At 63.5% G+C, this 26,264-nt stretch carries 26 protein-coding genes; 8 read left to right on the top strand and 18 right to left on the bottom strand.

What is annotated here, in order from left to right; all coding sequences use genetic code 11:
• Positions 1–157: 157 nt before the first annotated feature.
• From GA0061098_RS26635 to GA0061098_RS26645, 3 genes are all read left to right on the top strand, one after another.
• Entirely contained in the window at positions 158–1,945 is a 1,788-nt protein-coding gene (locus GA0061098_RS26635) for a NirA family protein (RefSeq protein ID WP_165637617.1), read from the top strand.
• Positions 1,942–3,555 (top strand): sulfite reductase subunit alpha, encoded by a 1,614-nt coding sequence (locus GA0061098_RS26640; RefSeq protein WP_091963551.1) that lies wholly within the window; start codon positions 1,942–1,944, stop codon positions 3,553–3,555. Before GA0061098_RS26635 ends, GA0061098_RS26640 begins: the two co-directional genes overlap by 4 nt.
• Before the next feature lie 205 nt (positions 3,556–3,760).
• On the top strand, positions 3,761–3,913 hold the full coding sequence (locus tag GA0061098_RS26645; protein WP_165637618.1) for a hypothetical protein: 153 nt from the start codon (positions 3,761–3,763) through the stop codon (positions 3,911–3,913).
• Positions 3,914–4,033: 120 nt separating this feature from the next.
• Here GA0061098_RS26645 and GA0061098_RS26650 read toward each other — a convergent pair whose 3' ends face one another.
• Genes GA0061098_RS26650 through pxpB form a run of 3 tightly spaced genes read right to left on the bottom strand, consistent with a single transcriptional unit; the run spans position 4,034 to position 6,599 of the window.
• Positions 4,034–4,801, bottom strand: coding sequence for a LamB/YcsF family protein (locus GA0061098_RS26650; RefSeq protein ID WP_028144574.1), 768 nt, complete (start codon positions 4,799–4,801; stop codon positions 4,034–4,036).
• Between the two features lie 32 nt (positions 4,802–4,833).
• Positions 4,834–5,871: a 5-oxoprolinase subunit C family protein gene (locus GA0061098_RS26655; RefSeq protein WP_091963553.1), complete on the bottom strand. Its 1,038-nt coding sequence runs from the start codon at positions 5,869–5,871 to the stop codon at positions 4,834–4,836.
• Positions 5,868–6,599 carry a 5-oxoprolinase subunit PxpB gene (gene pxpB / locus GA0061098_RS26660; RefSeq protein WP_091963555.1) on the bottom strand — a complete coding sequence of 244 codons (732 nt, stop codon included), beginning with the start codon at positions 6,597–6,599 and terminating at the stop codon, positions 5,868–5,870. The genes GA0061098_RS26655 and pxpB overlap by 4 nt, the downstream gene beginning before the upstream one ends.
• 253 nt (positions 6,600–6,852) lie before the next feature.
• On the opposite strand from pxpB, the gene GA0061098_RS26665 reads away from it, so the two are divergent.
• A complete protein-coding gene (locus GA0061098_RS26665) occupies positions 6,853–7,551 on the top strand; it encodes a ribonuclease activity regulator RraA (protein ID WP_091963557.1) in 699 nt (232 codons plus the stop codon).
• Positions 7,552–7,576: 25 nt separating this feature from the next.
• Complete coding sequence (locus GA0061098_RS26670) at positions 7,577–7,981, top strand: (R)-mandelonitrile lyase (protein ID WP_091963559.1); 405 nt, start codon at positions 7,577–7,579, stop codon at positions 7,979–7,981.
• A 143-nt stretch (positions 7,982–8,124) separates the two neighbouring features.
• On the opposite strand, the gene GA0061098_RS26675 is transcribed toward GA0061098_RS26670, so the two are convergent.
• The 7 genes from GA0061098_RS26675 to GA0061098_RS26705 form a co-directional block, all read right to left on the bottom strand.
• Entirely contained in the window at positions 8,125–8,481 is a 357-nt protein-coding gene (locus GA0061098_RS26675) for a hypothetical protein (protein WP_091963561.1), read from the bottom strand.
• A gap of 157 nt (positions 8,482–8,638) precedes the next feature.
• On the bottom strand, positions 8,639–9,877 hold the full coding sequence (locus GA0061098_RS45675) for a hypothetical protein (protein ID WP_208610683.1): 1,239 nt from the start codon (positions 9,875–9,877) through the stop codon (positions 8,639–8,641).
• 23 nt (positions 9,878–9,900) lie between these two features.
• Positions 9,901–11,478, bottom strand: a complete 1,578-nt coding sequence (locus tag GA0061098_RS26685) for a CHAT domain-containing protein (RefSeq protein WP_165637619.1) — start codon at positions 11,476–11,478, stop codon at positions 9,901–9,903.
• The gene (locus GA0061098_RS26690; protein WP_091963568.1) at positions 11,475–14,387 is read right to left on the bottom strand and encodes a PAS domain-containing protein; all 2,913 of its coding nucleotides are present in this window, start codon (positions 14,385–14,387) and stop codon (positions 11,475–11,477) included. Before GA0061098_RS26690 ends, GA0061098_RS26685 begins: the two co-directional genes overlap by 4 nt.
• Positions 14,388–14,717: 330 nt before the next feature.
• Positions 14,718–15,590 (bottom strand): DUF2147 domain-containing protein, encoded by an 873-nt coding sequence (locus GA0061098_RS26695; RefSeq protein WP_091963571.1) that lies wholly within the window; start codon positions 15,588–15,590, stop codon positions 14,718–14,720.
• A 202-nt stretch (positions 15,591–15,792) separates the two neighbouring features.
• On the bottom strand, positions 15,793–16,278 hold the full coding sequence (locus GA0061098_RS26700; protein WP_091963721.1) for a hypothetical protein: 486 nt from the start codon (positions 16,276–16,278) through the stop codon (positions 15,793–15,795).
• Positions 16,279–16,292: 14 nt separating this feature from the next.
• Positions 16,293–17,072 carry a transporter substrate-binding domain-containing protein gene (locus GA0061098_RS26705; RefSeq protein WP_091963574.1) on the bottom strand — a complete coding sequence of 260 codons (780 nt, stop codon included), beginning with the start codon at positions 17,070–17,072 and terminating at the stop codon, positions 16,293–16,295.
• A gap of 126 nt (positions 17,073–17,198) precedes the next feature.
• On the opposite strand from GA0061098_RS26705, the gene GA0061098_RS26710 reads away from it, so the two are divergent.
• Positions 17,199–17,696, top strand: a complete 498-nt coding sequence (locus GA0061098_RS26710; RefSeq protein ID WP_028144585.1) for a DUF1993 domain-containing protein — start codon at positions 17,199–17,201, stop codon at positions 17,694–17,696.
• 61 nt (positions 17,697–17,757) lie between these two features.
• Here GA0061098_RS26710 and GA0061098_RS45180 read toward each other — a convergent pair whose 3' ends face one another.
• From GA0061098_RS45180 to GA0061098_RS26740, 6 genes are all read right to left on the bottom strand, one after another.
• Positions 17,758–18,249, bottom strand: a complete 492-nt coding sequence (locus tag GA0061098_RS45180) for a hypothetical protein (RefSeq protein ID WP_165637621.1) — start codon at positions 18,247–18,249, stop codon at positions 17,758–17,760.
• A gap of 169 nt (positions 18,250–18,418) precedes the next feature.
• Positions 18,419–19,408: a hydroxyacid dehydrogenase gene (locus tag GA0061098_RS26720; protein WP_091963580.1), complete on the bottom strand. Its 990-nt coding sequence runs from the start codon at positions 19,406–19,408 to the stop codon at positions 18,419–18,421.
• Positions 19,409–19,442: 34 nt separating this feature from the next.
• On the bottom strand, positions 19,443–20,543 hold the full coding sequence (locus tag GA0061098_RS26725) for an ABC transporter ATP-binding protein (RefSeq protein ID WP_091963583.1): 1,101 nt from the start codon (positions 20,541–20,543) through the stop codon (positions 19,443–19,445).
• Positions 20,544–20,549: 6 nt separating this feature from the next.
• Complete coding sequence (locus tag GA0061098_RS26730) at positions 20,550–21,461, bottom strand: carbohydrate ABC transporter permease (protein WP_091963585.1); 912 nt, start codon at positions 21,459–21,461, stop codon at positions 20,550–20,552.
• Complete coding sequence (locus tag GA0061098_RS26735) at positions 21,461–22,399, bottom strand: carbohydrate ABC transporter permease (protein WP_091963588.1); 939 nt, start codon at positions 22,397–22,399, stop codon at positions 21,461–21,463. Before GA0061098_RS26735 ends, GA0061098_RS26730 begins: the two co-directional genes overlap by 1 nt.
• Before the next feature lie 152 nt (positions 22,400–22,551).
• Positions 22,552–23,892: an ABC transporter substrate-binding protein gene (locus tag GA0061098_RS26740; protein ID WP_091963592.1), complete on the bottom strand. Its 1,341-nt coding sequence runs from the start codon at positions 23,890–23,892 to the stop codon at positions 22,552–22,554.
• A 468-nt stretch (positions 23,893–24,360) separates the two neighbouring features.
• Here GA0061098_RS26740 and GA0061098_RS26745 point away from each other — a divergent pair, with 468 nt between their 5' ends.
• A complete protein-coding gene (locus GA0061098_RS26745; protein WP_091963727.1) occupies positions 24,361–25,158 on the top strand; it encodes a Spy/CpxP family protein refolding chaperone in 798 nt (265 codons plus the stop codon).
• A gap of 111 nt (positions 25,159–25,269) precedes the next feature.
• A complete protein-coding gene (locus GA0061098_RS26750; protein WP_028144593.1) occupies positions 25,270–25,647 on the top strand; it encodes a response regulator in 378 nt (125 codons plus the stop codon).
• A 109-nt stretch (positions 25,648–25,756) separates the two neighbouring features.
• On the opposite strand, the gene GA0061098_RS45185 is transcribed toward GA0061098_RS26750, so the two are convergent.
• Together GA0061098_RS45185 and GA0061098_RS26755 are read right to left on the bottom strand one after the other, a co-directional pair.
• Positions 25,757–25,912, bottom strand: coding sequence for a hypothetical protein (locus GA0061098_RS45185; RefSeq protein ID WP_165637622.1), 156 nt, complete (start codon positions 25,910–25,912; stop codon positions 25,757–25,759).
• A gap of 142 nt (positions 25,913–26,054) precedes the next feature.
• Positions 26,055–26,258, bottom strand: coding sequence for a hypothetical protein (locus GA0061098_RS26755; RefSeq protein WP_028136378.1), 204 nt, complete (start codon positions 26,256–26,258; stop codon positions 26,055–26,057).
• Positions 26,259–26,264: the final 6 nt, after the last annotated feature.

Consider the following 26,264-nt stretch of genomic DNA (forward strand, 5'->3'; position numbering starts at 1 on the left):
TTGTCACAGGTGCCTGCTGAGCCGAGTCCCGCAGCAACGAAGCTGATCGGACCGTCGGGTAACGAAGCCGGCTCCTAAGGGCCAGCCCAGTTCCTCGCGGGTCGCGCCAATGTCCGTCGATGCCACCCAGGTGGCCGCAGGAGCTTCGTTACCGACCATGAAAATCGATACGCTCGCAGTCGACTTTACCGACGAGCAGAAACGCTATCTCGAAGGTTTTACGACCGGTCTGCAGATCAGCCGGGTCGGTCGTGGTCTCGGCGGTGGAGGCAGCGCCGGCAAGGCGAACGCCGAGCCTGTTGGTCCCGATGCCTTGCACATCAAGGCGCAGGACAAGGTGATCGCGTCGGGCAAGAAGCTCGCCGACCAGGAGAAGTTCAAGCGCGACGAGCATCCCTTCGATGCTTATCCGCGGCTTCGCCAGCAAGCGCTCGACAACACGCCGCCGAGCCCGGCGGATAATTTCCGCTGGCGCTATTACGGCATCTTCTATGTCGCGCCGACGCAGGACTCCTACATGAGCCGCCTGCGGATTCCGAACGGCATCATGAAGCATTGGCAGATGTCGGGCCTTGCCGATCTCGCCGACGAGCTCTGCGGTCCCTACAGCCACGTCACGACGCGTGCCAATCTCCAGCTTCGCGAGATCCCGCCGAAGAACGCCGTGAAGCTGATCGAGGGTATCCAGGACCTCGGCCTGTGCTCGCGCGGCTCCGGCGCCGACAACATCCGCAACGTGACGGGCACGCCGACCGCGGGCGTCGATCCGCAGGAAATCATCGACACGCGGCCCTATGCTCGCGAATGGCACTACCACATCCTCAACGATCGCTCGCTCTACGGCTTGCCGCGCAAGTTCAACGTCGCCTTCGACGGTGCCGGCAGGATCGCGGTGCTCGAGGAGACCAACGACATCGCCTTCACGGCGTATGAGGTGAAGGAGGGCTTCGGCGTCGAGCCCGGAATCTGGTTCCGCCTCGGCCTCGGCGGCATTACCGGCCACAAGGACTTTGCGAAATATTCCGGCATCATCGTCAAGCCGGAACAGGCGACGGCCGTCGCCGACGCCATCGTGCGCGTGTTCATCGACCATGGCGACCGCACCAACCGCAACAAGGCGCGGCTGAAATACGTGCTCGACGCCATGGGCCATGACGGCTTTCTCAAGCTCGTCGAGGAACGGCTGAAGACGCCGTTCACGCGCGTGCCGGAGGAGGCGTTCACGCCTCGGCCTGCGGCGGACCGCATGGCGCATGTCGGCGTGCACAAGCAGAAGCAGGACGGCCTCAACTGGATCGGCGTCTCGCTACCGCTCGGCAAGCTCAGCTGCGATCAGATGCGCGGTCTTGCCAAGGTCTCGCGCGACCTCGGCGACGGCGAGATCCGCCTGACGGTCTGGCAGAACCTGCTGATATCGGGGGTGCGCGATGAGAACGTCGAACTCGCCATCGCGGCGATCAAGCAGATCGGGCTCGCGGTCGAGGTCTCGCACATCCGTGCCGGCCTGATCGCCTGCACCGGCAATGCCGGCTGCCGTTTCGCGGCGTCCAACACCAAGCGCAGCGCGGCCGAGATCGGTGATTGGTGCGAGCCGCGCGTCGCCATGGACAAGCCGGTCAACATCCACGTCACCGGCTGCCACCATTCCTGCGCACAGCATTACATCAGCGATATCGGACTGATCGGTGCGCGCGTGCCTGTGAATGAGGACGACACGGTCGAGGGCTATCACCTCTTCACTGGTGGCGGGTTCGGCCCCGACGCCGATGTCGGGCAGGAGGTTTATCACGACCTCAAGGCCGAGGACGCGCCAAAGACGGTCGAAGGACTGCTCAAGGCCTATATCGCCCATCGCTCGTCGCCTGACGAAACCTTCCTGTCCTTTGCGCGCCGCCACGACGGCGAGACGCTGCGCAAGCTTGCCGATGCACAGGTGTCCGCATGAACCAGATCACGCCTCCGCCGAAACTCGATATCATTCCCGCCAGCGCACCGTTTTCCGATGCGCAGCGCTCCTGGCTGAACGGCTTCTTTGCCGGGCTGCTGTCGCCTGATGTCGCCGCGCCGCTGTCGGCGGAGCAGGGCGCCGCCGTCATGCAAGGCGCAGCCGGCGACGGTGACGACGGCGAGGCGCCCTGGCACGACCAGACCATGCCGATTGCCGACCGCATGAAGCTCGCCGAGGGTCGCCCGGTGCGTCGCAAGATGATGGCGGCGATGGCGCAGCAGGATTGCGGGCAGTGCGGCTACAATTGCCACGACTATTCGGAAGCGATCGCGGGCCGCAGCGAAGCCCGACTCAATCTCTGCGTTCCCGGCGGCAAGGAAACCGCGCGGATGCTGAAGTCGCTGTATGAGGAGCTGGACAAGGCTCCGGCGGCCAAGGCGTCTGACAAGACGGACGCGGTGGCCGCGCCGGCCGTGACCGTGACGATCGCAGAGCCGGGCCGCTCGCGCGACAATCCGGTTGCCGCGACTTTCCTGTCGCGCCGTCTTCTCAACAAGGGCAAGTCCGAGAAGGAGACCTATCACGTCGAGTTCGATCTCTCCGAGAGCAAGCTCGACTACGTCGTCGGCGACAGTTTTGGCGTGTTTGCGCGCAACGAGGTCGGCCTCGTCGACCAGATTATCGCGCTGCTCGGCGCCTCCCACACCACCAAAGTCAACGGCAAGACGCTGCGCGAGGTGCTGATCGACGACGTCTCGCTGTCGCCGGCGCCCGACACTTTGTTCGAGTTGATCTCCTTCATCACCGGCGGCGCGCAGCGCGAGAAGGCGCGGGCGCTGGCGCAGGGCGAGGATCCCGACGGCGATGCCGCCACGCTCGACGTCATGGCGGCGCTGCAGAAGTTTTCCGGCACGCGGCCGCATCCGGAGGCCTTCGTCGAGGCGCTGGAGCCGCTCCAGCCGCGGCTCTATTCGATCTCGTCCTCGCACAATGCGACGCCCGGAAAGCTGTCGCTGACGGTCGATTCCGTGCGCTACGTCGTCGGCAAGCGCAAGCGCCTCGGTGTCGCCTCGACCTTCCTCGGCGAGCGCATTGGTGAAGGCGAGAATCTCAAGGTCTATGTGCAGAAGGCGCACGGTTTCGGCCTGCCGCAGGACCCGAAGACGCCCGTGATCATGATCGGTCCCGGCACCGGCATCGCGCCGTTCCGCGCTTTCCTGCTCGATCGCAAGGCGACCGGCGCGCCCGGCAAGAACTGGCTGTTCTTCGGCCATCAGCGCAGCGATTGCGACTTCTTCTACCAGGAGGAGCTCAATGCGATGAAGACCTCGGGCCTGCTGACGCGCATGTCGCTGGCCTGGTCGCGCGACGGCGAGAAGAAGTTCTATGTGCAGGACCGCATGCGCGAAGTCGGCCGCGAGGTCTGGACCTGGCTCGCCGAAGGCGCGCATCTCTACATCTGCGGCGATGCCAAGCGCATGGCCAAAGACGTCGAGCGCGCGCTGGTCGACATCGTCGCCCAGTTCGGGGCGCGCTCGACCGACGAAGCCGTCAGTTTCGTCGCCGAGCTCAAGAAGACCGGCCGCTTCCAGGCTGACGTGTACTAGGTCTATCGTCACGCTACCGTCATCCGAGCCAGTTCCAACTGGCTCGGATTTGAACGAATAAGATTCTCGGAACCTGAGCCTGGAGAGAATTTACGTCTGCGATGCGGCCTCCTCAAAGGAGGCGCATCGCTATTTCCTCCGGCATCTTGCCTCCCGCCCTGGTTGATCCCTCATAATCCCGCAAATGGGGCGTTGGAGATCGACCATGCGCGAACTATCGGCGGAAGCCAGGCTGCACTTTTACGCGCGCTCGCTCTCGCGGCGGACCGGGGCGAGCATGCATCATTTCGCGCTCTACAGCGCGTTTGCCGTGATCGCGGCGATCGTGTTCGGCACGTTGTCGATACACCCGTTCTAAGATCTTGCTCGGTCTCGTAGGGCGGGCAAAGCGAAGCGTGCCCACCGCCTGTCTCAATCATCCAGAGATCGTGGGCACGGCGCTATGCGCCTTTGCCCACCCTACGGCACCGAGCCTGCTTCACCCGCGCTTGAACGGCGCCACTTCGATCCCCGCATCCTTCAGGGCCTGACGCAAGGTCCGCGCGATCTCGACGGCGCCGTGCGTGTCGCCGTGGATGCACACCGTGTCCGTCCGCATCTTGATCACCTTGCCCGTCACCGAAACCACCGCGCCGTCCTGCACCATGCGCACCACGCGGTCGGCGATCGCCTTGGCATCGTGCAGCACCGCGCCGGGCTTCTTGCGCGAGACGAGGTTGCCGTCGTCCTCATAGGCGCGGTCTGCGAACACCTCGTGCACCATCGGCAGATTGGCGTCTTCACCAGCCTTCACCAGCTTCGAATTGGCGAGCACGACGAAGATCAGGCTGGGGTCGACCGCCCGGATGCCGGCGGCGATCGCCTTTGCCGTCATGTCGTCCTCGCAGGCGACGTTGGAGAGCGCGCCGTGCGCCTTCACATGGGTGACCTTGTGGCCGGCCGCGGTCGCAATCGCCTGCAATGCGCCGATCTGGTAGGCGACGAGGTTCTCGATCTCGGACGCCTTCAGGCCTGCGATCGGATGGCGGCCAAAACCGTGCAGGTCGCGATATCCGGGATGGGCGCCGACCGAGACGCCGCGCGCCTTCGCCAATTCCACCGTCCGGCGCATGATGTCGGGGTCGCCGGCATGGAAGCCGCAGGCGACGTTGACCGAGCTTGCCAGCTCGATCATCGCGGGGTCGTTGCCCATCTCCCACGCGCCAAAACCTTCGCCGAGGTCGCAATTGAGATCGATCGTCTTCATGGGTTGCTCTCCGCCTCTGGTCGTCGTGTCGTTTATGGCTCCGCCGTCACCTGCCAGGTTCCGGCATCCATGGCGCTCACAGCATAGCCCGCGACGTTGGCATCGCTGAGCGCCTCGATGTTGAGCGCGACGCTGTCGGCAGAGCGCAGACGGTCGGGCAGGTTGCGGATCAGTTGCGCAAACTTCCTCGCCTCGTCCTGCGCCTCGGCCATGCTGACCGCCCTGAAGCGGAACGCGGTTCCCGCCGAGGTCTGGGCGAGGCGGCCGACATCGGCCGTGATCACGGTTGCGATCTTCGGATAGCCGCCGGAGGTGCCGCGGTCCATCATCAACGCGATCGGCGAGCCGTTGCCGGGCACCTGGATGCTGCCGTTGACGGTGCCGTCGGAGACGATGTTGTGGCCGTGCAGATGCTTGATGGCGGGGCCCTCGAGCCGGTAGCCCATGCGGTCGGAGGTCGCCGAGATCTTCCACTCGCTGCCCAGGAACAGCGCCTTGTTGGCGTCGTCGAACTCGTCGTCCTGCGGACCCAGCACGACGCGGATCGGACCGCTCATGGGCTTGGGCAGTTCGATGCGCAGTTCGCCCGCGCCGCTCGCGGCATCGACCGAAAATTCGTCACCCGCCTGGAGCGGGCGCGAGTAGGGGCTGCCGAGGCCGGCGCGGGCATTCACCGCGAGACTGCCGAACACAGGCTCGCCTTTGATGGCGCCTTCGATGGCGAGATACGTAAACGCGCCGCCGCGGGCAAAGCCCAACGTCAGCGTCTCGCCGTCCTTCACCGTCACCGATGTGTCCATCGCAACCGGGTTTCCAGCGATGTCCGCATTGCGCGGCGCGCCTGAAATCGCCACGCGCACGGCGCCATCGCGCGCGGTGAAGGCGGCGCCGAACGGACCGATCTCGACGCTGGCTGCGAACGGTTCGTTGCCGAGAAGCGTATTCGCAGCCGCCAGCGACAGCCGGTCCATCGCCCCGCTGACCGTCAGGCCGTAGCGCTGCGCCCCCAGGCGCCCGCCATCCTGCACGGAGCTTGCGGGGCCGATGCTGGCGACGACGAGCCGGCTCATGCGTCCACCTGCTCGGCCACGATCTCTCCGGCTTCCGCAGCGCGGTCCAGCTCCTCGAAGGTCTTGTGGTCGATGGGGAAGAACGTCACGCGGTCACCGGGTTCGGTGAGGAAGGTCGGATTGCGGTGGAGCTGATAGGTTCTGACCGGCGTGCGGCCGAGCAGATGCCAGCCGCTGGGGGCGGCGAGGCACTGGATCCCGGCCTGAACGCCGCCGATCGAGATCGTGCCGGCGGGCGTCAACAGTCGCGGATTTTGCCGGCGCGACATGTGCAGGGATTTGTCGAGGCCGCTGAGATAGGACCAGCCCGGCGTGAAGCCGATCATGGCGACCTTGTAGTCGCCGCCCGCATGCCGGGCGACGATGTCGTCGGGCGTGGTGTTCAGCGCCTTGGCGACATCCTCGAGGTCGATGCCATGCTCGCCACCATAGGCGACGGGGACGCGCCAGCGCCGCGCCTTGGTCACCGGCGGCGGCGGCTGAATGGCGATCGGCAGCAGCTTGTCGCCGAGCGCGTCGAAACCGATCTTGCCGGGATCGTAGTGCACCAGCAGCGAGCGATAGGTCGGCACGGTCTCGGTGATGCCATCGATAGGATTTGCTGCGAGCGCCTTGTCCAGCGCCAGCACGCGCTGGTTTGCGTCGTCGTCGATGGTGCGGCTGAACTCGACCGTAACGGCGCTGTCGCCACTGGGCAGAAGGCGGGGCGGGGGGAGCGTCGCGGCCATTGAGCTGTCGAAGAGCTGTCGAAATCGGGCTTTTGCAGGAGCGGGCTCGAAGTTCCGCCTCACCCCTGCTTCGCGTAAATGCGCCCGCAAGTCCAATAAATTAATGCAGGAGGCCACGATAAGGCTTTGTTATCGCGTCGCATAACAGCCCACCGGCCCTGCATTATTGATAGCCTCTTGGCCCTTGACGCAAAGCGCCCGGCTCGCAAGATGCTCCCGTTCTTTCCCGCCCATCCGGAGCTCGTCTGTTTCCATGTCGCTGTCCCCCGAAGCCCGCAAGATCCTCGCCGGCATCACCACTGCCACCATCACCACGGTCCTGCTGAAAAAGGGCCTGCGCAATGTGTGGATGCGGGGCGCGCGGCCGCTGCGCCCCGGCCTGCCGCGTCTGGTGGGGCCGGCCTTCACGCTGCGCTTCGTGCCGGCGCGCGAGGATCTGGCGACCCCGGAATCCTGGTCCTCGCCGATCTCGACCCGCACCGCGATCGAGGCGATGCCGGAAGGCTGCATCGCCGTGGTCGATGCCATGGGCATCACCGATGCCGGCATCTTCGGCGACATCCTCTGCGCCCGCATGATGAAGCGCGGCGTCACCGCGCTCGTCACCGATGGCGTCGTGCGTGACGTCGAGGGCACGCTCGGCACCAACCTGCCGGTGTGGTGCGACGGCTATGCCGCGCCGCCCTCCGTTGCCGGCCTCACCTTCGTCGGCTGGGGCGAGCCGATCGGCTGCGGCGGGGTTGCCGTTTTTCCGAACGACATCGTGGTCGCCGACCAGGACGGCTGCGTGCTGATCCCGCAGGCGATGCTCGAGCACGTGCTCAACGAGGGGGTCGAGCAGGAGCGGATGGAGGCCTGGATCGTCAACGAGGTGAACAATGGCGCGGTGCTGCCGGGCCTCTATCCCATGAACGCCGAAACCAAGGCGCGTTACGCCGCCAGCAAGAAGTAATCGGGAAAGAAGCGAGGTCATCCCCATGGAGATCACTGTAGCAGGCACGCGACCGACCCGCCGCGCGCCCAACGAAAACTTCACCGGCACCGTGTGGCAGGACCCCGTGATCATGGCGCCCGCGCCGGCACGGCTGAACTGCTCGCGCGTCGCGTTCGAGCCGGGGGCGCGCACCAACTGGCATCACCATCCGCTCGGGCAGACGCTGTATGTCATTTCCGGCGTCGGCCGCGTCCAGACCAAGGGCGGTCCGGTCAGGGAAATCCGCCCCGGCGACACCGTCTGGATTCCGCCGGGGGAGCTGCACTGGCACGGGGCCTCGCCGACCAACGGCATGTGCCACATCGCCATGCAGGAAGCGCTCGACGGCGTCTACTCGACCTGGCTGGAGCCGGTGACCGACGCGGAGTACGGCGCGGCGCTGGGTTGAGGCATTCGAGTCCCGGACAAGACGCATCGCCCGAAGGCGATGCGTCGCCGATCCGGGACCCAGAACTGCCGAACGAGCAAGGAAGCTGGGTCCCGGCTCGGCGCAGCAACGCTTCGCGCTGCTGCTTGTCCGGGACACAAGCCCTACATCCGTTCCGCCGTCCAGGTGCCCGTGCAGAGCGCACCGCGCCAGGTGCCGGAGCCCGAGGTGCCGCTGAGCCGGCCGAAGCCGACAGCGCGCTTGATGCCGGTGCTCAAGGTGACGTTGATGCTTCCGGCGTCCGCCACACGGCCCGATGCCGTCACCGCGGCGCTGGTCGATGCAATCTGCCCATTGTTGATACCGATCGCGACGGTGGCGCCGTTGCCGCAGGTCTCGCTCGAGGACGAGATCCGCACGTTCCAGGCGCCGTCGAAGCTGGTCGAAGCTGCATTTGCCTGTCCGCAGAGCAGGGCGATGGCCGAGATCGCGGCAAAGATACCCTTGCAAAGAAGTCGCATGACACGCCCCATTGGCTGAACCTGGGGGAAATCGTGTCACGACGCGGGGCGGACCGATGTGAGGGGTGTCACGGATGCGGTCGGACGGTCCAACGCGATCGTGTCCTAGCGTCGCCGCATCGGTCTGGCAGAGGCGTGAAAGCAGGCGTTCGCGCCATCACCTTGCTTTCGCGGTGCGATTGATCACGCGCGCCAGCGAGACGGCGGAGTTTGTATCGACCAGAGGGGCCTTGCCGACTGTCTTTCGCAGTGCGAACGCCTCGGACGCAAAAAGCTTGTCCGGATCATCAGGGGCGTCCTTGATGCCGGTGAGCAGGCGGATTTGCATGCCCTTCAGGAGCTCTGTCACGGCCGGGTTGGCGATTGTCTTGTCGTTGGGGGCGGCCAGGAGTGCCTCTTCCCAGCCGCGGTGAGTATTTTTCGGCGTCACGCGCTCCACGAGCTTGTCGTAGCTGGTCTGGTAGGCGCCGATGGCCACGAGACGATCGTTCTCGGCGAGTTCAGGCGAAGTGATCACCTCGGAGCGCAGCGTCAGCATCTGTTCGTCCGCACGCTCCAGCTCCCGCTTCATGATGCTGCTTGCAACACCCTGCCAGTGTCGATGAAATCCGAGCTGCGTGAGAGGGTTGATCGTATCAGGCCCCTCAGGCAACAGGCTGGCCGTGAACTCTATGGCCAGGAGGCAATAGTCCAATCCGGACACACGCTGACCGTCCAGCAGCAATCTGTCGTCGGTCACCACCAGTCGCTTGGCAACCGCTTCGTCGAGATCGGAACCGGCAACCAGGAGATAGGCGCTGCGGCCGAGCGCGTTGCCGTCGGCATAGGAGAACAAGGGCGTGACGATGTTGAGCCCGAACAGGCCGGAGACCCGGTCGTAGATCTTTTCAGCCACACGCAACCCGTCGGAAACACCCGGCGCGAGCCCGGTCTGTGTGGTCAGGTCGGCGGCCAATTGCAGGACCTGTTGCGCGACGTCGTGAAACGGAAGGCGGAATAGCCCGACGAACAGGGACAAATTGTCCTGCTTCATGGGCGCGCGCCTGACCGCGTAGATATTCTTGAAGTCGACATAACCCGGGGCGGCACCGGCCGCCTTCAGCTGAGCGGCGATCTCGTCATTGCTCAGGATCGTGGGTCGGCGCTGACGCCCGTCGCCGAAGCTGAACTCGGTGAGCACGACGCCGAGCGGAAGGAACGAGTTGAAAAACTTGCCGCCCTCTTGCAAGCCCATTTCGACCATGCGCACGCCGAAATAGCTCGCTTCGGGCAGGAAGGTCTGTCCCGCTGTCATCGCATTGCCACCGCTCGATGCGACATAACCGACATATGGGCGCCGCAACTCGCGGCTCGCCCAGTGCTCCACGACGTTCTTGAGTGTGGTCCAGACTGTCATGACATCCTTCCACTCCAAGCTGCTCACTGGCAGCGAGCCGCCCAATCGGTCGATTGCGCAAGCAAGATCGGTGAGAGCCAGATCGGACTTTCTTCGTCGTAGTTCAGACTTTCCCATGATGCGCGACAGGCCTTGCGGAACGCGACGCAAACGGACCGCGTCTTGTGGAGTTCGTCATAGAACTCCCTGGCGAACTGCGGCGCGCGTTCGTCCTCGACATTCCAGCGGAAGCCCAAGGCGTAGGGGATTCCGTTCATCACCAGTTGCTGAACGCAGCCCTTCGAGATGCCGCGGCAGGCCGAGAGGTAGACCAGTGTCGTCGTTGAAAGCCCGTCGGATGCCGCCACCCTGTCGAGCTTCAAGCCGACCGCTTGCTCCGGCTGCAGTCCGGGAAGGACGAGGGTCGCGGTTTGCTGGCCATCGCTCCAGGCGTGACCGGCGTAGTGGAGAATGGTCGGCCTAAATGCATCGAGCTGCTTCAGCAGATAGGGGGCGGCTTCGCCCGGAGGGGCGTCCGACAAGTTGACGATCTTCAAATCGAAGCAGCCCGCGGCACCCAGCTCCGTCACGTGCTTCAGTTCGGTATCGATATTGCCAAGCTTGTCGAATTTCTTGCCATCGCAGATCGCGCTGTCGAGCTTCAGATCGGGATGTTCACCGATCTGAGAACGAACGAACATCAGTTTTGCGCCCGGTTTGATCCGCGCGCGCTCACTGGCCCTTCCGCGGACAAAGGATGGAATGCGCCGGACGATCGGCGCATAAAGCAGCACGAATGGCCCATTTTCCTCCGAGAGATAACGTACACTCGCCTCGAAGGGCACCGAATAAAAGCCGGCATCGCTGATGACGAACCGGAACGACAGTCCCACCAGCCCGCCTGCCGACTTTTCGATCTGCGAGAACAGATGTTCGCCGATCGCTTTTACAACGAAGCTCTTGAACAAGCGGGTCCCGATGTCCCGCGTTTGGCCGAGCCAATTGTTCAGCGGCATCTCATCGCGCGCGTAGGTTTGAGCGGCAGATTTGAGGTCATCGAGATCGCTGATGGTGTTCCAGCGAAGCATCGGAGAGCCGTCTTCACCCGTTCCGAGCCGGCATTCCACCTTGGCGCTATGGATTTCGATCTCGATCACGCGGAAGGCGCCCGGAATCGCATTCGTCTCGTCGGGATGCCCGGTAAGGATCGCAATGAACGGGCGCAAGATCCGATGCCGGTGCAGCTGCAGCGCGTCCATCGGCAGGATTAGCGCATTGCCTGCTGCTCTGCACTCTTCCTCCAGGTCCGCGCAGCTTCCAAACGAAGGTGCGATGACCAGCACGGAGGTGTGGGGGTCCTGGGCCAGGACGACGGTGTTGAGGACGTGCTTCGCGCCGAGAGTCGTGCGTGTGTCGTATACGGCGCTGGGGTCGGTCGGCAGCCGGGCGTCGAGCACGAGCAATTCAGTCTCATTCGCGATGAGCCACTCGCTCGTCTGGTCCGGGGTCATCAAAGGCTTGTCGTACAAGTCCTCCAGGGCCACTCCTGCCGCGAGCAGATGTCCCCGTAGGGTTTCGAACATGTTTGGTTCGGCGGTGGCTATGGCAATCTTTGCTGTCATACCGGTGCCTCCTGCACGCACAATGGCAGGTTGAACTCGAATCCCGCGCCGTCCAGCTCGGTCAGATCGCCGTCGTGCTGCTCGGCAGCCTTGCGAATAGCCTCGACCGCGACGCTGGCCATCTGCCGTGCTCGGTGCTGGCTCTGCTCGATCGGGTCCGCCGCCGACGGTGCCAGAGCGTCGGCAATTGTCGCGGGTAAGCGCATGGACACCGAGAGACGATGCGGCGGCCGTTCCGCGATCGTCACGGTCAACCTGTCGTTCGGCGTGATGCGCAACAGCAGGAGGGAGCTGAGGGCAGAGCGAAACGCAAAGCTCAACCTCTTCGTCCATCCCTTGACAAGCACCGGACGACGCATCGCAATCTCGTCGACGACGTGGATTGAATCACGATCCTCGACGGGAAGGCCTTCGACCTCGTGATAAAGCACTTCCAATACGTCGAATTGCTCGGGGGCTTCCTGCGGCGTCTGCTGAACGGTCAGACGATCGGACAGACGTTCGAAAGTCAGGTCGGCCCTCAGCAGGTGGTTGGCGGCCTGCTCGAGCAGCTCGGCGCAATCTCTCATGAGCTCTGGTTTGCTCAGCAGCGATGCGGCGCCGCGCAGCAGGCCATCGGCCATCAACAGTGGGGCGCGGGTCTCGCGTGCGACGGCCGTGACGGTCTCTTCCAGATAACCCCAGTCGCTTTCCCGGCTTTGGTCGGCAAGGCTGGTGAACAGCCAGAGTTGATGACCATAGTCGTCATTCAACGGCTCGCGATTTGCGAGAGTCGTCAGCTCGGTGCGCGGTGCGTCGCCGATCGTCAGATGGATGTGAAGGCGGTGCTGGATCCCGCATTCCGACAGTTGCATGGAATCTTCGTTCCGGGCGCCAAATGACGAGAGCTTCTTGTCACGCGCCCGGCCGAAGATGTTCTCGGCTGCACCATTCATGTGGCAGATCGTCCCAACGGCGTCCACGATGACGGCCGCCTGCTCGATTCTATCCATGAGCGCGTGCTCAATCGCTTCGTGCCAGCGAGCCGCAAAGATCTGTTCGCAGTCAGCGGCGAGGCCACTTGCCGCGTCCTGATCAGGCCCACGGAACGCGTTGAGCTCCGATGACTCCATGTCCAGAATCAGTTCGATCTTGCCATTCACGAACAGGGGAACTGTCATGGCGGATCGCTGATCGGGTGCGGTTTTGATGAAGCCGTAGTTCCGCTCGGTATCGCTGATGTCAGGAACAACCAGAATGCTCCGCTCGGCCAGGCAGCTGCCGAGCATGCCGCTGGACAGCTCCTGGGTGTATTCGGCCTTGCGGTCGGGCGCTTTCACGAGCAGGTTTCGGTCGTTCTTGACGTGCTCGGCGACCAGCACGAACTTGCTGCGGCGGCGATCGACCCGGAACACGCCGACATACTCCCAGCCCAGGCACTTCGTGGTGCCTGTGGCCAGCAGTTCAGCGATGGCGCGTGCGCTTGCGGCCTTGTTCAGATCGTCCTTGAGTTTGCGCAAGGCGCGCGCCTGGGCATGCTCCATCGCGGCGTCTGCGGCCTGCAATATCTCCTCGATGCCGAGATTTTGCAGCGTGCGCAGGTCCGAGGTCGTGTATTTGTGCTTGCGGGACAGCAGAGCCAGCGAACTTCCAAACCGGCCTCCGGCTTTGCGAATCGGCAATACGATCATCGACTCGAATTCGTCGGCGATGATGGCCTTGCTCACCGGGTTGTCCATTTCCTCCGGATTGAGGCGCTCGACGAACGCGGCCAAATTATTGTCCCACGTCTTGCCCTGCTCGAGCCAATCGATCACGCCGGGCGGCACCTTGAACCAACGCGTGCTCCACTCCCAGCCGGGTCTTGGAAAGACAGTGACCGCTCGCCAATAATCGTTGAGATCGTTGTAGACCCCGAACGTGCTCATTTCGAATGGGATGACCTTGCCGATGGCCTGGAGCGTTGCCTCGATGATCTTCTGTGGATCATCATGCTCGGCCAAAATCGTCTTGAGTTCGCGACGGGCGCGATCTTCGGCAAGAGGGGCGAACAGCACCAATAACCCTGCCGAGCTGTTCGGGGCTTCCATGTAGGGCGTTCCGGTAACCCTTGCCAGAACAGAACGACCGTCTTTCGGGCGGAGCCTGACGAAGCTCGAGAAGCCCGTCTGCTTGGTGATCCATTCGGCGAACAGGTTCGTCGTTCCCTCGTCCTCGGATCCGAATACGAGGGAGAGCGACATCTCCTTGAGTTCTAATTCCGAAAAGCCCAGAACCTGCACCGCGCGCTCGTTCGCGAACCGGATCTTGCCTGTCAGGTCGGTGCGGAGCACGCCATCCTGCAAGGCATCGAGGCGGCTCTGTTCAGCGCTCTGGTCAAGCAGGAGTGCGTAATTGCCCGGCTTTCCATCTTCGTCGCGCAGCGGGCCGATCTCGACTCTGACCTGACGAACCGCTTCGTCGGTCTGGATGTCTGCGCGCAAACTCGTGTTGTGATTTGCCCGGAGGGCCATGCACACATCAGCTGCACGGGATCCAAACAACCCGGAGAAAGCCGCGCCGCGCCTGCCGGGAATGAGCTTGTCGAACGCCGCGTTCGAATAGACGATGCGGCCGTCGTTCGCCAGTTCGACGAAGGGAAGCTCGCTGTAATGTGCGGCTTCATCGAGCGCGTCATACCGATCCGACAATACGCTCAGCATGGTGTTTTGCGATTGCAGGATTTTGCCGACGGTCTGAGCGTCGAAACCAAACTCCGAAACCAGCATCCGCGCTTGCTCGTCGACCAGAGGCTGCAGCGCGGTCGTCAAGCTTGTCTGTCGACTTCGGAGCGCGCCGATCACATGGCGTCGTATGCTCTCCTCCGACATCAATAAGCCGGGGCCCCAGTCACCGGAGACCAGCGATGGCGTCGCACGGAGTTCCTCCATAACAACCTCGCTCGCTTACGCAACTAAAGGCGCCGAAAGGAGGTCGAGAAACGACTCGTTTCGGTCTACTCAATCTCGGCGAAACGGCGCCGACTGCGCGGTAATCAGGTCGCAAATGGTCTGGCTATCAATCCAGACTAGAAGCAACGAGAGCGGGCAGAGTATGAAATGGTTCACAGTGGGGGCATTTGAATCGAGCGGTCGTACGCCCGGGGCCCCGGCGGGGGATAATGACGACTAACCCGGCAGTCGGATCATCGATTGCAGGTTGTGGAGCGAAAAAGCGTCAGCCTGGCTGCGCCATGTTGGCTCACGTGCAATCGGCGCCGCTCAATTCACGCGCGTCCAGGTCTGGCCGCCGCAGAACATGCCGCCGAAGGCGCAGCCCTGCACACGCAGGCGGTCGGTGCCCTTCATCGCGATCGTGGAATCGTAGGTCGAGCCGGAGTTCGGATCGAGGATGCGGCCGGACCATTTCTGGTCCTTGCTGGGCTTCATGTTGATCAGAACCTGCTCGCCATTCTGGTTCGATTTGCCGTCGACCGAATAGCCGCACAGATTGGTGCCGCATTGCTCGATGCGGACCTTGCCTTCCTTTTCCTCGGTGAGCCAGACGCCGAGCGGCGAGCTCAGATCGCGTGTGGGCGCGGCTGCCGGAGCCGGTGGGGCGACGGCGGCGGCCTGAACGGGGGCAGGAGCGGGCGGCGGGGGCGAGGCCGCAGCCGGAGGTGCGGCAGCTACGGTCGGGGCCGGCGGCGGCGCGGCGGGCGCTGCCTGCTGCTGGACCGGTGCAGGGGCCGGAGGGGGCGCGGGCGGCGGCGACACGGCGGTCTCGGCCGGCGCATTGCTGGCGGTCGCGGCCGGAGGCGAAGCAAGCGGCGGGGGTGCTACGGCGGCGGGGGCAGGCGAAGGCGCCTGAGCGGCCGCTGGCGGTGGGGCGACCGGCGCAGGAGCGGGAGCTGGCTGAGCCGGCGTTTGCGGCTCGACGATGGCTTGCTGCGGCGCCTGCTGGCCCGGACCCGCGTCGTTCTTCTTGGCCTTCTTGGCCTTGCCCTGGCCGGTGTTGTCGTACACGCCGGGAATCTGCACCGTGCCGCGGTCCGGATCGATGCGGATGGTGCGCCCGCCATATTCGAAAGTGTACTGGGCTTGAGCAGCTGTGCTCGCCAAAAGGAATGCGGCCGCGGCCAACAGCTTCCTCATTTCCATCTCCTGAGCAGATAGTCCCCGGACCGACGCTTACGCCCCGGTTCGATCTTCAAAAGTGATCTAGATCACTGTCCTCGGTATGAGTCGTGCGCGCGCCGACCTTGGTTCAATAACGCCGAACTCTGCCCGGAGTTGGGCGGGGCGGCCCCGCGCCAATGTGGCGCGCCCGACCGGCGGAAATTCAGCGCGCCCGCGTCTACTTCCGCGGACAGCCCGCATTGGCGGCTTGGTGGGCGCGGGCAAGCGCTACGTCGTTCGCCTTATCGGTATGAACATCGACCGAACCGACGAGGCAGGCCTTTGTGCCGCTGATCGCGAACACGGAGAGCTTCTGGAGCTCCTTCTCATCCTCGACCGTTCGCCAGGTACGGATCACCGCGGCCCTTGGCACGCCGGCTCGCATGATCCATTGCACCTTTTCGCCGAACGACTTGCCGGCGCCGCGCCACTGCGCGGTCGGCCCGGACACCTTCTCGATTGCGATCCGAGGCGCAATCGTGACTGATACGATGTTGCCTTCGTCGGCAAAGCTCACCACGTAACCGGCCGGACCCGGGCAGGTCCACAGGCCGAGTTCATCTGTCGACTCGTCCTTGCAGGCCGCCCCGGTCGCGGGCGTGAACTTCGTCTGCGCGAGCGCGCCGTGAGTCCCGCTGATCCCGAGCACGATTGCGACTGCCAATTCCCTTCGCATTGCTAGTCGAACCACGCTGCATAGATCTTCTTGTAGCTGCCGTCTTCCATCGAGATATGCAGCCATTGGTCGACGAAGGCCTTCAGCGCCATGTCGCGCTGGAGCCAATAGGCTTTCTCGGAGAAGTCGAACGGTTTTTCGGGATGCACCGCGCAGAGCACGCCGGCGTGCTGCTTCTGCTGGTAGCGCGTCTCGGAGGCGTCCGTCATCATCAGATCGGCGTTGCCCTTGGCGATCTCGTCGAAGATCACGGTATTGTCGGAGAAGACGGCGATCTCGGCGTCCTTGATGTTGGCACGCGCAAAGCGCTCGTTGGTGCCGCCGGGATTGACGATCACGCGGGTGCCCTTCTTGTCGATGTCGGGAAGCGACTGGTACTTGCCGACGTCGGCGCAGCGCGTGATCGGCGTCTTGCCCTCGCGCATGATCGGCGTCGAGAAGAAGCCCTTCTTCTGCCGGTCGAACGTGACCGACACGCCGCCCATGGCGACGTCGAACTGATCGGCCTCGAAATCCTTCATCAGCTTCGGCCAGGCCGTTGGAACGAACTCGACCTTGACCCCGAGGGCCTTGCCGAGCTCCTCAGCCATGTCGACATCGAAGCCGCTGAACTGCTGCGTCGCCTTGTCCAGATAGGTGAAAGGCTTGTAGTCGCCGGTCATGCCGACGCGCAAGGTGCCGCGCTTGACGATCTCGTCGAGGCGCGAGGGCGCCTGCTGCGCGTGAGCCGAAAGGTTTGCCAGCAACGCCACGGCCGCAGCCGCCAAGATTCGAACAGCCATCCGAACGATCATCTCTTTTCTACCCCTGCGCGAGCTGTCATTGTGCAGCTCTTGAGGGGTGGATTTAGACCAGATGCCAGTCGCTGGCGAGGTGGAATTGAAGGGAATCCTGACGTGACGATCTCGATGTACGAGGCCTCTGTCGGCCTCTTCGTCCCGCATTTGCGCAACCTGTCGGGGCTGCTCGACAAGGGCGTGGCCTATGCGGAGACCCGCAAGTTCAATCCGGCCGTTCTGCTCGGTATGCGGCTGGCCCCGAACATGTACGATCTGGCGCAGCAGGTCGGCGAGGCCTGCCGGCATGCCGTGGTCGCCCCGGCCTTGCTGGCGGAGCTCGAGCCGGTGGCGCTGCCGGCGCTGGAGCACGACATGGCCGGGCTTCAGGCGCGGATCGCAACCTCGATCGAGTTCATCGAAAGCCTGCCGCGCGCGGAGATCGATGCGGCGGCGGAACGGAATGTCTTCTTCAGGCTGAAGAACGGGACCGAGCTGCCCTTTACCGGGCGAGCGCTGCTGCTGACGTTCAGTGTCCCGCAGTTCTTCTTTCACGTCACGACCGCCTACGACCTATTGCGGCATGCAGGCGTCGAGCTCGTGAAGAAGGATTATCTGGGAAGGAAGTAGTTGCGAGGCTCGATGTCACCTCTCCCCAGCGGGGAGAGGTGGAGAATTTCGACCCGCGGCCTCAGGCTTCGCCCTTGCGCTCGTAATCGGCGAGCGAGCTGCGGCCGGCGATCTCGCTGCGCAGCTGCTCGAAGCGCCTGTTCGCCTCGTCCTGCTGGACGTCGACGAAATGTACCGCGGCCTCGCTGGTCATGGGGCCGCTCACCACAGGTACGGATTGTTCGCCGATGGTCTCGTGGACGTAATACTGGTCGTCATCGCTGCGATGGACCGTCCATTTCAGACGGATCGCCACCATGGGCCCTGGCCCGACCTTGCTGTAGCCGTCGGCATCGGTGTGCTCCGGCACCAGCGGCTGTTCCTCGACGACCGGATGCTCGTCGAGAGCCGGCTGTTCGTCGATGACTGCCTGCTCGTCGGAAGCCAGATGCTCACGCTCGCCGGCGACCACGATTTCGGTCTCGGTGTGGCGGACGACGAGGACGGGCTCGGGGTGCTCCAGGATGCTGGCGATAGTCGCAAGCGCGTGGTCGGTCGGGTCGATCTCTGACAAGGGTCCATCCTCCAGCTCGACGCGGCCGGCTAGTCTGTCCCACTGCCGCCGCGGCCGGACTTATTACGCGCGTTTGATTAAGGCTGAGTTGGGGCTCGATCTGCACCAAAATGGGACGCATTCTGGCCTTCCGAAGGCGGGTAGCTTAACCCGCCCACCTTCGGCTTGTTCAGCCCAGCACGTCCTGATTGATGATGTTCTGCCTGATGGGATCGCCGTCCAGCACACTCAGGATGTTACGCGCAGTCTGCTCGCTCATGCGGCTCACCGCCTCCACCGTGACGCCGGCGACGTGCGGGGCGATGATGACGTTGGGCAGCGCGAACAGCGCGTTGCTGACGGGCGGCGGCTCCACCTCGAACACGTCGATGCCGGCGCCGGCGAGCTTGCCGGAGACCAGGGCGTCGTACAGCGCGGCTTCCTTCACGATGCCGCCGCGCGCAGTGTTGATGAGATAGGACTTCGGCTTCATCCGGCGGATCCGCGCCGCATCGAACAGGCCGACCGTTTCCGGCGTCTTCGGGCAGTGGATGGTGACGAAATCGGCGTGAGGCAGCGCGGCATCGAGGTCAGCGACGGGCTCGCAGCCGGCAGCCTCGATCTCGGCAGCTGGCTTGTAGGGATCGTAGACCTGCACGGTCATTTCCATCGCCAGGCACCGCTTGGCGGTACGGCTGCCGATGCGGCCGAAGCCGATGATCAGCACGGTCTTGCCGTAGAGATCGAACGGCAGCATGCCGAGCCGGTCGGCCCATTTGCCGTCCTTGACGCAGGCGTGCAACTCGTTCGCGCGCTTGGCCAGCGTCAGCATCATGAAGAGCGCCTGCTCGGCGACCGAGGGCGAGTTGGCGCTGCCCGCGACCATCAGCGGCACCTTGCGGCGGGAGAGGGCGGGCACGTCGACGGCGTCGTAACCGACACCGATGCGGGTCACGACCTTCATGTCCTTGGACGCCTCGAGCTCGGTCTCGCCGAAGGCGGTGGCGCCCAGCGCCACGCCATGGACCGGCGCATGGCTCTTCAGCAAGGCCTCGAAATCCATGGCCGAGATCAGGTTCGCAAACTCGACGAGCTCGATATCGTCCCGCTGGGTGAGGAGGGCGCGTGCCCCTTGCGACAAAGTTTGTGTAACGAAAATCTTCTTCTTGTTGGTCGCCATCGTCCCCTGCCTGCGCGAGTTTCTTAGGTTGGCGTCACAACACGACGCCGGTCGCCTCGTTTAGCAGGTGCATGTTATTGAGGTCCATCGCCAAACGCATGGGTGCCCCGTCCTTGGCGCCGGCGTTGGGATCGACGCGGCCGCAGATCGGCGTGCCATCGAGCCCGAAATAGACCAGGGTCTCCATTCCCATCGGCTCGGTGACGTCGAGCACGGTGTCGAAGCTCTCGACGCCCGGCCCCAGATGCGCATGCGACTCGGTGAGATGCTCGGGCCGCAGGCCGAGCAGCAGCTTGTCGGTGCGCGGCAGCGCGTTGTAGCGCGCCGCGCGGGCCGGCGGCAGCGCGAACGCGATGCGGTCGGTGAGCCGGATCTGGAGCGTGCCGCCGACGTCCTCGAGCCGGCACGGGATGAAGTTCATCGCGGGCGAGCCGATGAAGCCGGCGACGAAGCGCGTCGCCGGCTTGTGGTAGAGCTCGTTCGGGGTGCCGATCTGCTCGATCTTTCCCTTGTTCATCACCACGACGCGGTCGGCCAGCGTCATCGCCTCGACCTGGTCGTGGGTGACGTAGACAGTGGTGGTGCGCACCTTCTGGTGCACCTTCTTGATCTCGATCCGCATCTGCACGCGCAGCTTGGCGTCGAGATTGGACAGCGGCTCGTCGAACAGGAAGACTTTCGGGTTGCGCACGATGGCCCGGCCCATCGCGACGCGCTGGCGCTGGCCGCCCGAGAGCTGCTTCGGCTTGCGGTCGATCAGGTCGGTGATGTCGAGCAGGCGGGCGGCTTCCGTCACCCGCGCCTTGATCTCGGCTTTGGGGTAGTGCTTCAGGCGCAGCCCGAACGACATGTTCTCGGCGACCGTCATGTGCGGATAGAGTGCGTAATTCTGGAACACCATCGCGATGTCGCGGTCTTTCGGCGGCACGTCGTTGACGACGTCGCCGTCGATCATGATGTCGCCGTCGCTGATGTCCTCGAGGCCTGCGATCATCCGCAGCGTCGTCGACTTGCCGCAGCCGGAAGGCCCGACCAGCACGATGAACTCATGGTCGGCGATATCGAGATCGATGCCGCGCACGGCTTCCACATCGTCGTAACGCTTAACCACCTTCCGCAAAGCAACGTCAGCCATCAGACATCAACCCTTTGTCGCGCCGGCGGTCAGGCCGGCAATGTAGTAGTCCATCAGGAAGGCATAGATGACCAGCGGCGGCGCAGCGCCGAGCAGTGCGCCGGTCATGATCTGTCCCCAGTTGAACACGTCGCCCTTGATCAGCGTGGTGGTGATGCCGACCGGCAGCACCAGTTGATCCACCGACGTCGTGAACACCAGGGGATAGAGGAACTGCGCCCAGGACACCGTGAAGGCGAAGATGGTGGCGGCGATCAGGCCGGGCAGCGCGACGGGAATGAAGATCCGCGTCAGCGTCTGGAGCCAGGAGGCGCCATCGATGAGGGCCGCCTCATCCAGCTCCTTCGGGATCGAGGCGAAATAGCCGATCATGATCCAGGTGCAGAACGGCACGGTCAGCGTCGGATAGATGAACACCAGCACGTACCATCTGTTGAGCAGCGTGATGCCGGTCAACTCCTGGACGCCCCCGAGCACCTTGAACAAGGGGATGAACAGGAGGCTGTCCGGAATCAGGTAGGTGAGGAAGACGCCGGTGGCCAGCGTCGCCGAGCCCCAGAACTTCATCCGGGCCAGCGCGAAGGCCGCGGGAATGCTGATCATCATGGTCACGATCACCACGATGATCGAAATTATCGACGAATTCCAGAAGAAGCGCAGAAACTGGTTCGAGCTCAACAGCTCGACATAGTTCGATAGCGTCGGGTGAAACACCCACCACGGGTTGGTTGCCGCCGAGATCTCCGCGCTGCTCTTGAGCGAGGTGATCAGCATGTAGACCGGCGGCGTCAGGAAGAAGATCGCAAACAGCACCAGGAAGAAATAGGACCAGCGCAGCGCCCAGACGCGGTCGCGGCTCATGCTGCCGTATTTGACCTTGCGGGACGGTCCGGCCTTGTCGATTGCGAGCGTGCTCATCAGGCTTCGTTTCCGCGTTTGTTGACATCGCGCAGGATGAAGATCGCAGCGACCGCCAGGATCGGCACCATGAACAGCGAGACGCAGGCGCCGAGCGGAATGTCGCTGCTCTGGATGCCGACCTGGAACGCCCAGGTGGCGAACAGATGCGTCGTATCCAGCGGGCCGCCCGACGTCAGGATGCGCACGATGTCGAAATTGGCGAAGGTGACGATCAGCGAGAAGAGGGTGGTGATGGCGATGATGTTGCGCATCATCGGCAAGGTGATGTGCCAGATCTTCTGCCACCAATTGGCGCCGTCGATCTCCGCGGCCTCGTACAATTGATCAGGCACGGATTTCAGCGCCGCCAGATACATGATGAGGAAGAACGGCGCGCCATACCAGACGTTGACGAGGATGACGGAGAAGCGCGCCCAGAAAGTGTCGCCGAGCCAGGGGATTGGACCGACGCCGAAGAAGGACAGCGTGTAGTTGAAGGCGCTGTAGGAGGGATCGAACAGCCACAGCCAGGCCAGCGTGCTCATCGCGGGCGGAATCACCCAGGGCACCAGCAGCATGCCGCGCCATTTGCGCTGCTTCTTGCCCGGAATGTTGTGGACGAAATGCGCGACGATGAAACCGATCAGTGCCTTGAAGACCACCGCGGTGATGGCGAAGATGCAGGACTGCCGCACCACCATCCAGAACGTCTCGCGCTTGAACAGGAAGGTGAAGTTGCTGAGGCCGACGAACTTCGTCATCGCCTTGTTCAGCGTCGCGAGGTAAACCGAGTAGAAGGCGGGGTAGAGCACGAGCAGGGCGATCAGAAGGATCAGCGGCAGCGTCAGGAAGAACGCCACCGTCGATTTCCGCCCGAGCGCGTTGCGCAGGCTTGATCCTTTCCGCGCGCCCCTTGCACGGGCGACGCGACCTTGCTCGACGACGACATCGGCCATCTCAGCTCCCTTAAGTCAGCGCTGTTGAGCCAGCTTCTTTGCAAACTGTCCAACCGCGAAGCCGGCCATTGGGGTCGGCTTCCCGGCCATGCGAATCCGATGACGGATGCAGGCGGCTCACGCGGATGACGTGAACCGCGCCGCACACCCGGCTAGCTCCGCATGAAGCCTTCGCACTCGCCCTCGGCCCAGGCGAGCGCCTGATCCATCGTCTCGCCCCGCGCAAAACGCAGCGCCATCTTGGTCAGCGTCGCCTGGAAATAGATCTGCTGCGCGATCTTGGGCGGTGCCGGCGACGCCGCGATCGACAGCGTCTGGTGCTTGTAGGGGTCGGGATAGTGAAACAGCGTTCCCTGCGGCGGTCCTTCCTCGGCCCATGTCTTGAGCTTGGTCATGTTGGCGTAGGCCGGCAGGTCGTAGCCGCCGCTCACCGCGACGAACTTCTCGATCGACGACGGCGAGGACATGTGAACAAGCAGGCTCTTGGCCGCCTCCTTGTTCTTGCCAAAACTCCAGACACCCCAGAAATAGGGCAGGTACGGTGCAAACCGGCCCTTCGGACCGGACGGGAAGCCGTGCGTCCAGCACTGCTCGGCAACCTGCGGCGCATCGCGCTTGGCGACGGCCCAGGCGCTCGGCGGATTGAGGATCATCGCGCCGCGGCCGGAGATCAGCCATTTGTTGTTCGACGCGTCGTCCCAGGACGGCGCATCCGGCGGCAGGAAGGCGATCAGCTTCTTGTAGAACTCCATGGCCTGGCGAACCTGATCGGTCTTCACCGTGATATCGCCCTTGGCGTTGACGAGCTCGGCGCCGAACGACTGGAAGATCGCGCCGGCGGTGTCCACGCTGTCGGTGGTCTCGCCGAGACCGATGCCGAACGGAACGCCGGCCTTGTGGCAAGCCTCGGCTGCCTTCAGGAAGGTCTCCATGGTCCAGTTCTCGACCTTCGGCGGGCCGCCGGCCGGGTACATCTCCTGCACGTCGATGCCGGCATGCTTCTTCATCAGGTCGATGCGGGAGCAGGGGCCCTTGATCTGGCTGCCGGGTGTCGCGGGCACTGCGAGCCATTTGCCGCCCGACTGACCGAGATATTTGACGGTGCCGTTCACCTCACCGTTCTGCTTGAGGAGCGGCTCCATGACGTCGTTGAGCGGCTCGAGATTCTCGGAATAGGCCTGCGGCCACCAGCTCGGCATCTGAAGGATGTCATGACCGGACTTCGCCTGGGCTTCGGCCGCGGCGGTCAGCTCGATCTTCTTGTTGTTGCTGGTGATGTAGTCGATGGAGACTTCGACCTTCTCCTTCGCGGCCCATTCATTGACGAGATCGGTTGAGGCCTTGTTGGCGCCCGGCACCCAATGGTCCCAGAAGCCGATCGAGAGCTTGCCGGCGGCGTAAGCGCCCCGGACATAGGGCGCTGTGATCAGCGCCGCGGAGGACATTGCAGTGGCAGCCACAAATTGACGTCGCGTCAGTGTCTTGCGTGACATCTCGTTTCCTCGCCTGGGTGTTTGTTGTTGGAGTTTCCTCTAAGACTTCTTTTCCGAGTTCTTGTTGTTGGATTTTCTTATTGATGCCGTCGGCCCAAGTGAACAATTCACGCAGGCCGCAGCAAATTGGTAGCGCGATCAGATCATGATTGACCGCGTCTGTCGAGAAAGCCGAACGGCTCGCGCCTAGAACTAACGTTGCGTCCTCGAACGCGGCAGCGCTCTGCCGGTGGAGAGCTACGATCGCTTGTTTTGCGACGCACACTTCGCGAGAACCGGCTTGGAACGATCCGTGCGCAATTACGCCGCAGTTTCGAATAAGCCTGCATAACCGCTTCGCGCGAAAGACTTTTCGGGCGTGGACAGCATTCGGCTGTGTCTGGACCGCGACGCGGCGGAAACGATAGAGTTGCAGTTGGCGGGTGACTCCGCCCCAACAGGCCAGTCAGATCGACGATGGAGATGAGAATGATCAACCCGGCGCCGTCTGCGCGGCTTCACATGCGGCGATGGCTCGCGCTGGGGGCCGTGCTTACGCTGCTGCTCGGTGCAGCCGCAATGGCCCAAGCTCAAGGCTTGGTCAAAGGCGTTCAGGACGGCGCGGCGGCCGGAAACAAGGCGGCAGGCCCGGTTGGTGGCGTGCTCGGCGGTGCAATCGGCGGCGTGGTTGGCGTTTTCACCGGCGTGCTCGGCGTCGGCAACAACAATGGCAATCAGGCCCCGGCCGCCAAGGATGCAGGCAAAGACGCCAAGCAACAGGGCGCGGCCAAGGACAAGGATGCCAAGGATAAGGATGCAAAGGGCGCCAAAGCAGGCAAGGGCGCCAAGGCGAGCAAGGAGGCCAAGAACGCACCGCAGGGCAAGGACAATAAGGATGTCACCGTCCTCACCCAGACCGGCGCGCCGCAGCAGACCGCCGAGCAGATCGTCGCCAACAGCGATTCCTATATCGAGCGGATCAAGACTCAGCTGAACCTTACGGCTGATCAGGAGAAGCACTGGTACGGCTTCTCGAGCGCAATGCACTACCTTGGGCATAATGGTGCAGAGCGGCTCAACTTGCGGGTTGCGCGCGCCAAGCGGGATCCGCCCGACGACATTATCGAGCAGATGCGCAACGAGGCGCAGTTCCTGATCGACCGCGCCGCCGACCAGCGCAATGTCGCCGACGCCGCTGAGCCGCTGTTTTCGAGCCTCGATGACAAGCAGAGGCAGGTCTTCATTCAGGAGATGGTGCGGCTGAGCCACGAGCGAGGATTGGATTGATCAAGTTGAATCGGATCGGGCGCGTGTGAATTAACGGCGCCCGCCACGAATTCGTGAATCTTCTCCGCAATTGAGTTATGATTAGTTTGGCAAGCTGACTGCGGGGTTGATATGGCGGACGGACTCTCCGTTTTCCTGGTCGAAGACGAGGCGTTGATCCGGATGATGATCGCCGACATGGTGGTGGAACTCGGCCACCACGTCGTTGCGGAAGCGGACAATGTCCGGGACGCGAGCGCGTTCGCCATGACCGCGCAATACGATATGGCCATCCTCGACATCAATCTGATGGGCGTCTACGTCGATCCCGTCGCCGATCTGATCGAACGTCGCGGAAAGCCGTTCATGTTCGCCACGGGGTACGGTCCGGAACTGCTGCCGTCCTTGCTCCGGCGCAGGCCGATCCTGCGCAAGCCGATCGCAATGGATCAGCTCAAGGCGATGATCGATTCCATGTTTCCGGGAGCCCCGGTCAAAGCGCCGCACTGAGTGACGGCAAGGCGCCGCACTGGTGACGGCGAAGACGCCGCACTGAGATAGCCCAACGAAAATGGCCGCCCGTCAGGGGCGGCCATTTCGCGGCAGAATTTGTCGCGTCTCACATCAGGCCGGCGCTGAGGTCGACGCCGTACGCCATCAGGCCGAACGAGGCGACCAGGCCCGTGCAGCAGAACAGCAAGATGGTCTTGAAGGACGAATCGGCGAAACGCGTTTCGACGACGGCCGGCATCGCGGCGATCGAAATCATGCTCATGTCATTGCCCCCTTGTTGACCCTGAATTGCATCAGGTGAGGGAACCCTAGAGCAAAAAGTTTGACGTCAGATTGCGGGGCATCCTTAACGGAATCCCAATTGGATCCCGCGTTCTCGGGCGCCGCGGCCCGGATTGCAAGTCTCAGTTGCGGCCGTTCTTCAGCACCCTGGCAATGGTGTGGGCGGTCATGGCCGCGCGGTCGGAAGCGCGCTGGGCAGCCAGCCGGTCTCGTGCCTTTTCCTCGATCAGAAGGTCGATCAGGGCCAGCCGCTTGTCTTCGTCATCCGCCTCGCTCAGCAGCCGATGATAGCGGTGATAGTCGAAACCCAAATCCTGCTTACGCATGTCACG

Source organism: Bradyrhizobium shewense (assembly GCF_900094605.1).
Taxonomy (GTDB): Bacteria; Pseudomonadota; Alphaproteobacteria; order Rhizobiales; family Xanthobacteraceae; genus Bradyrhizobium; species Bradyrhizobium shewense.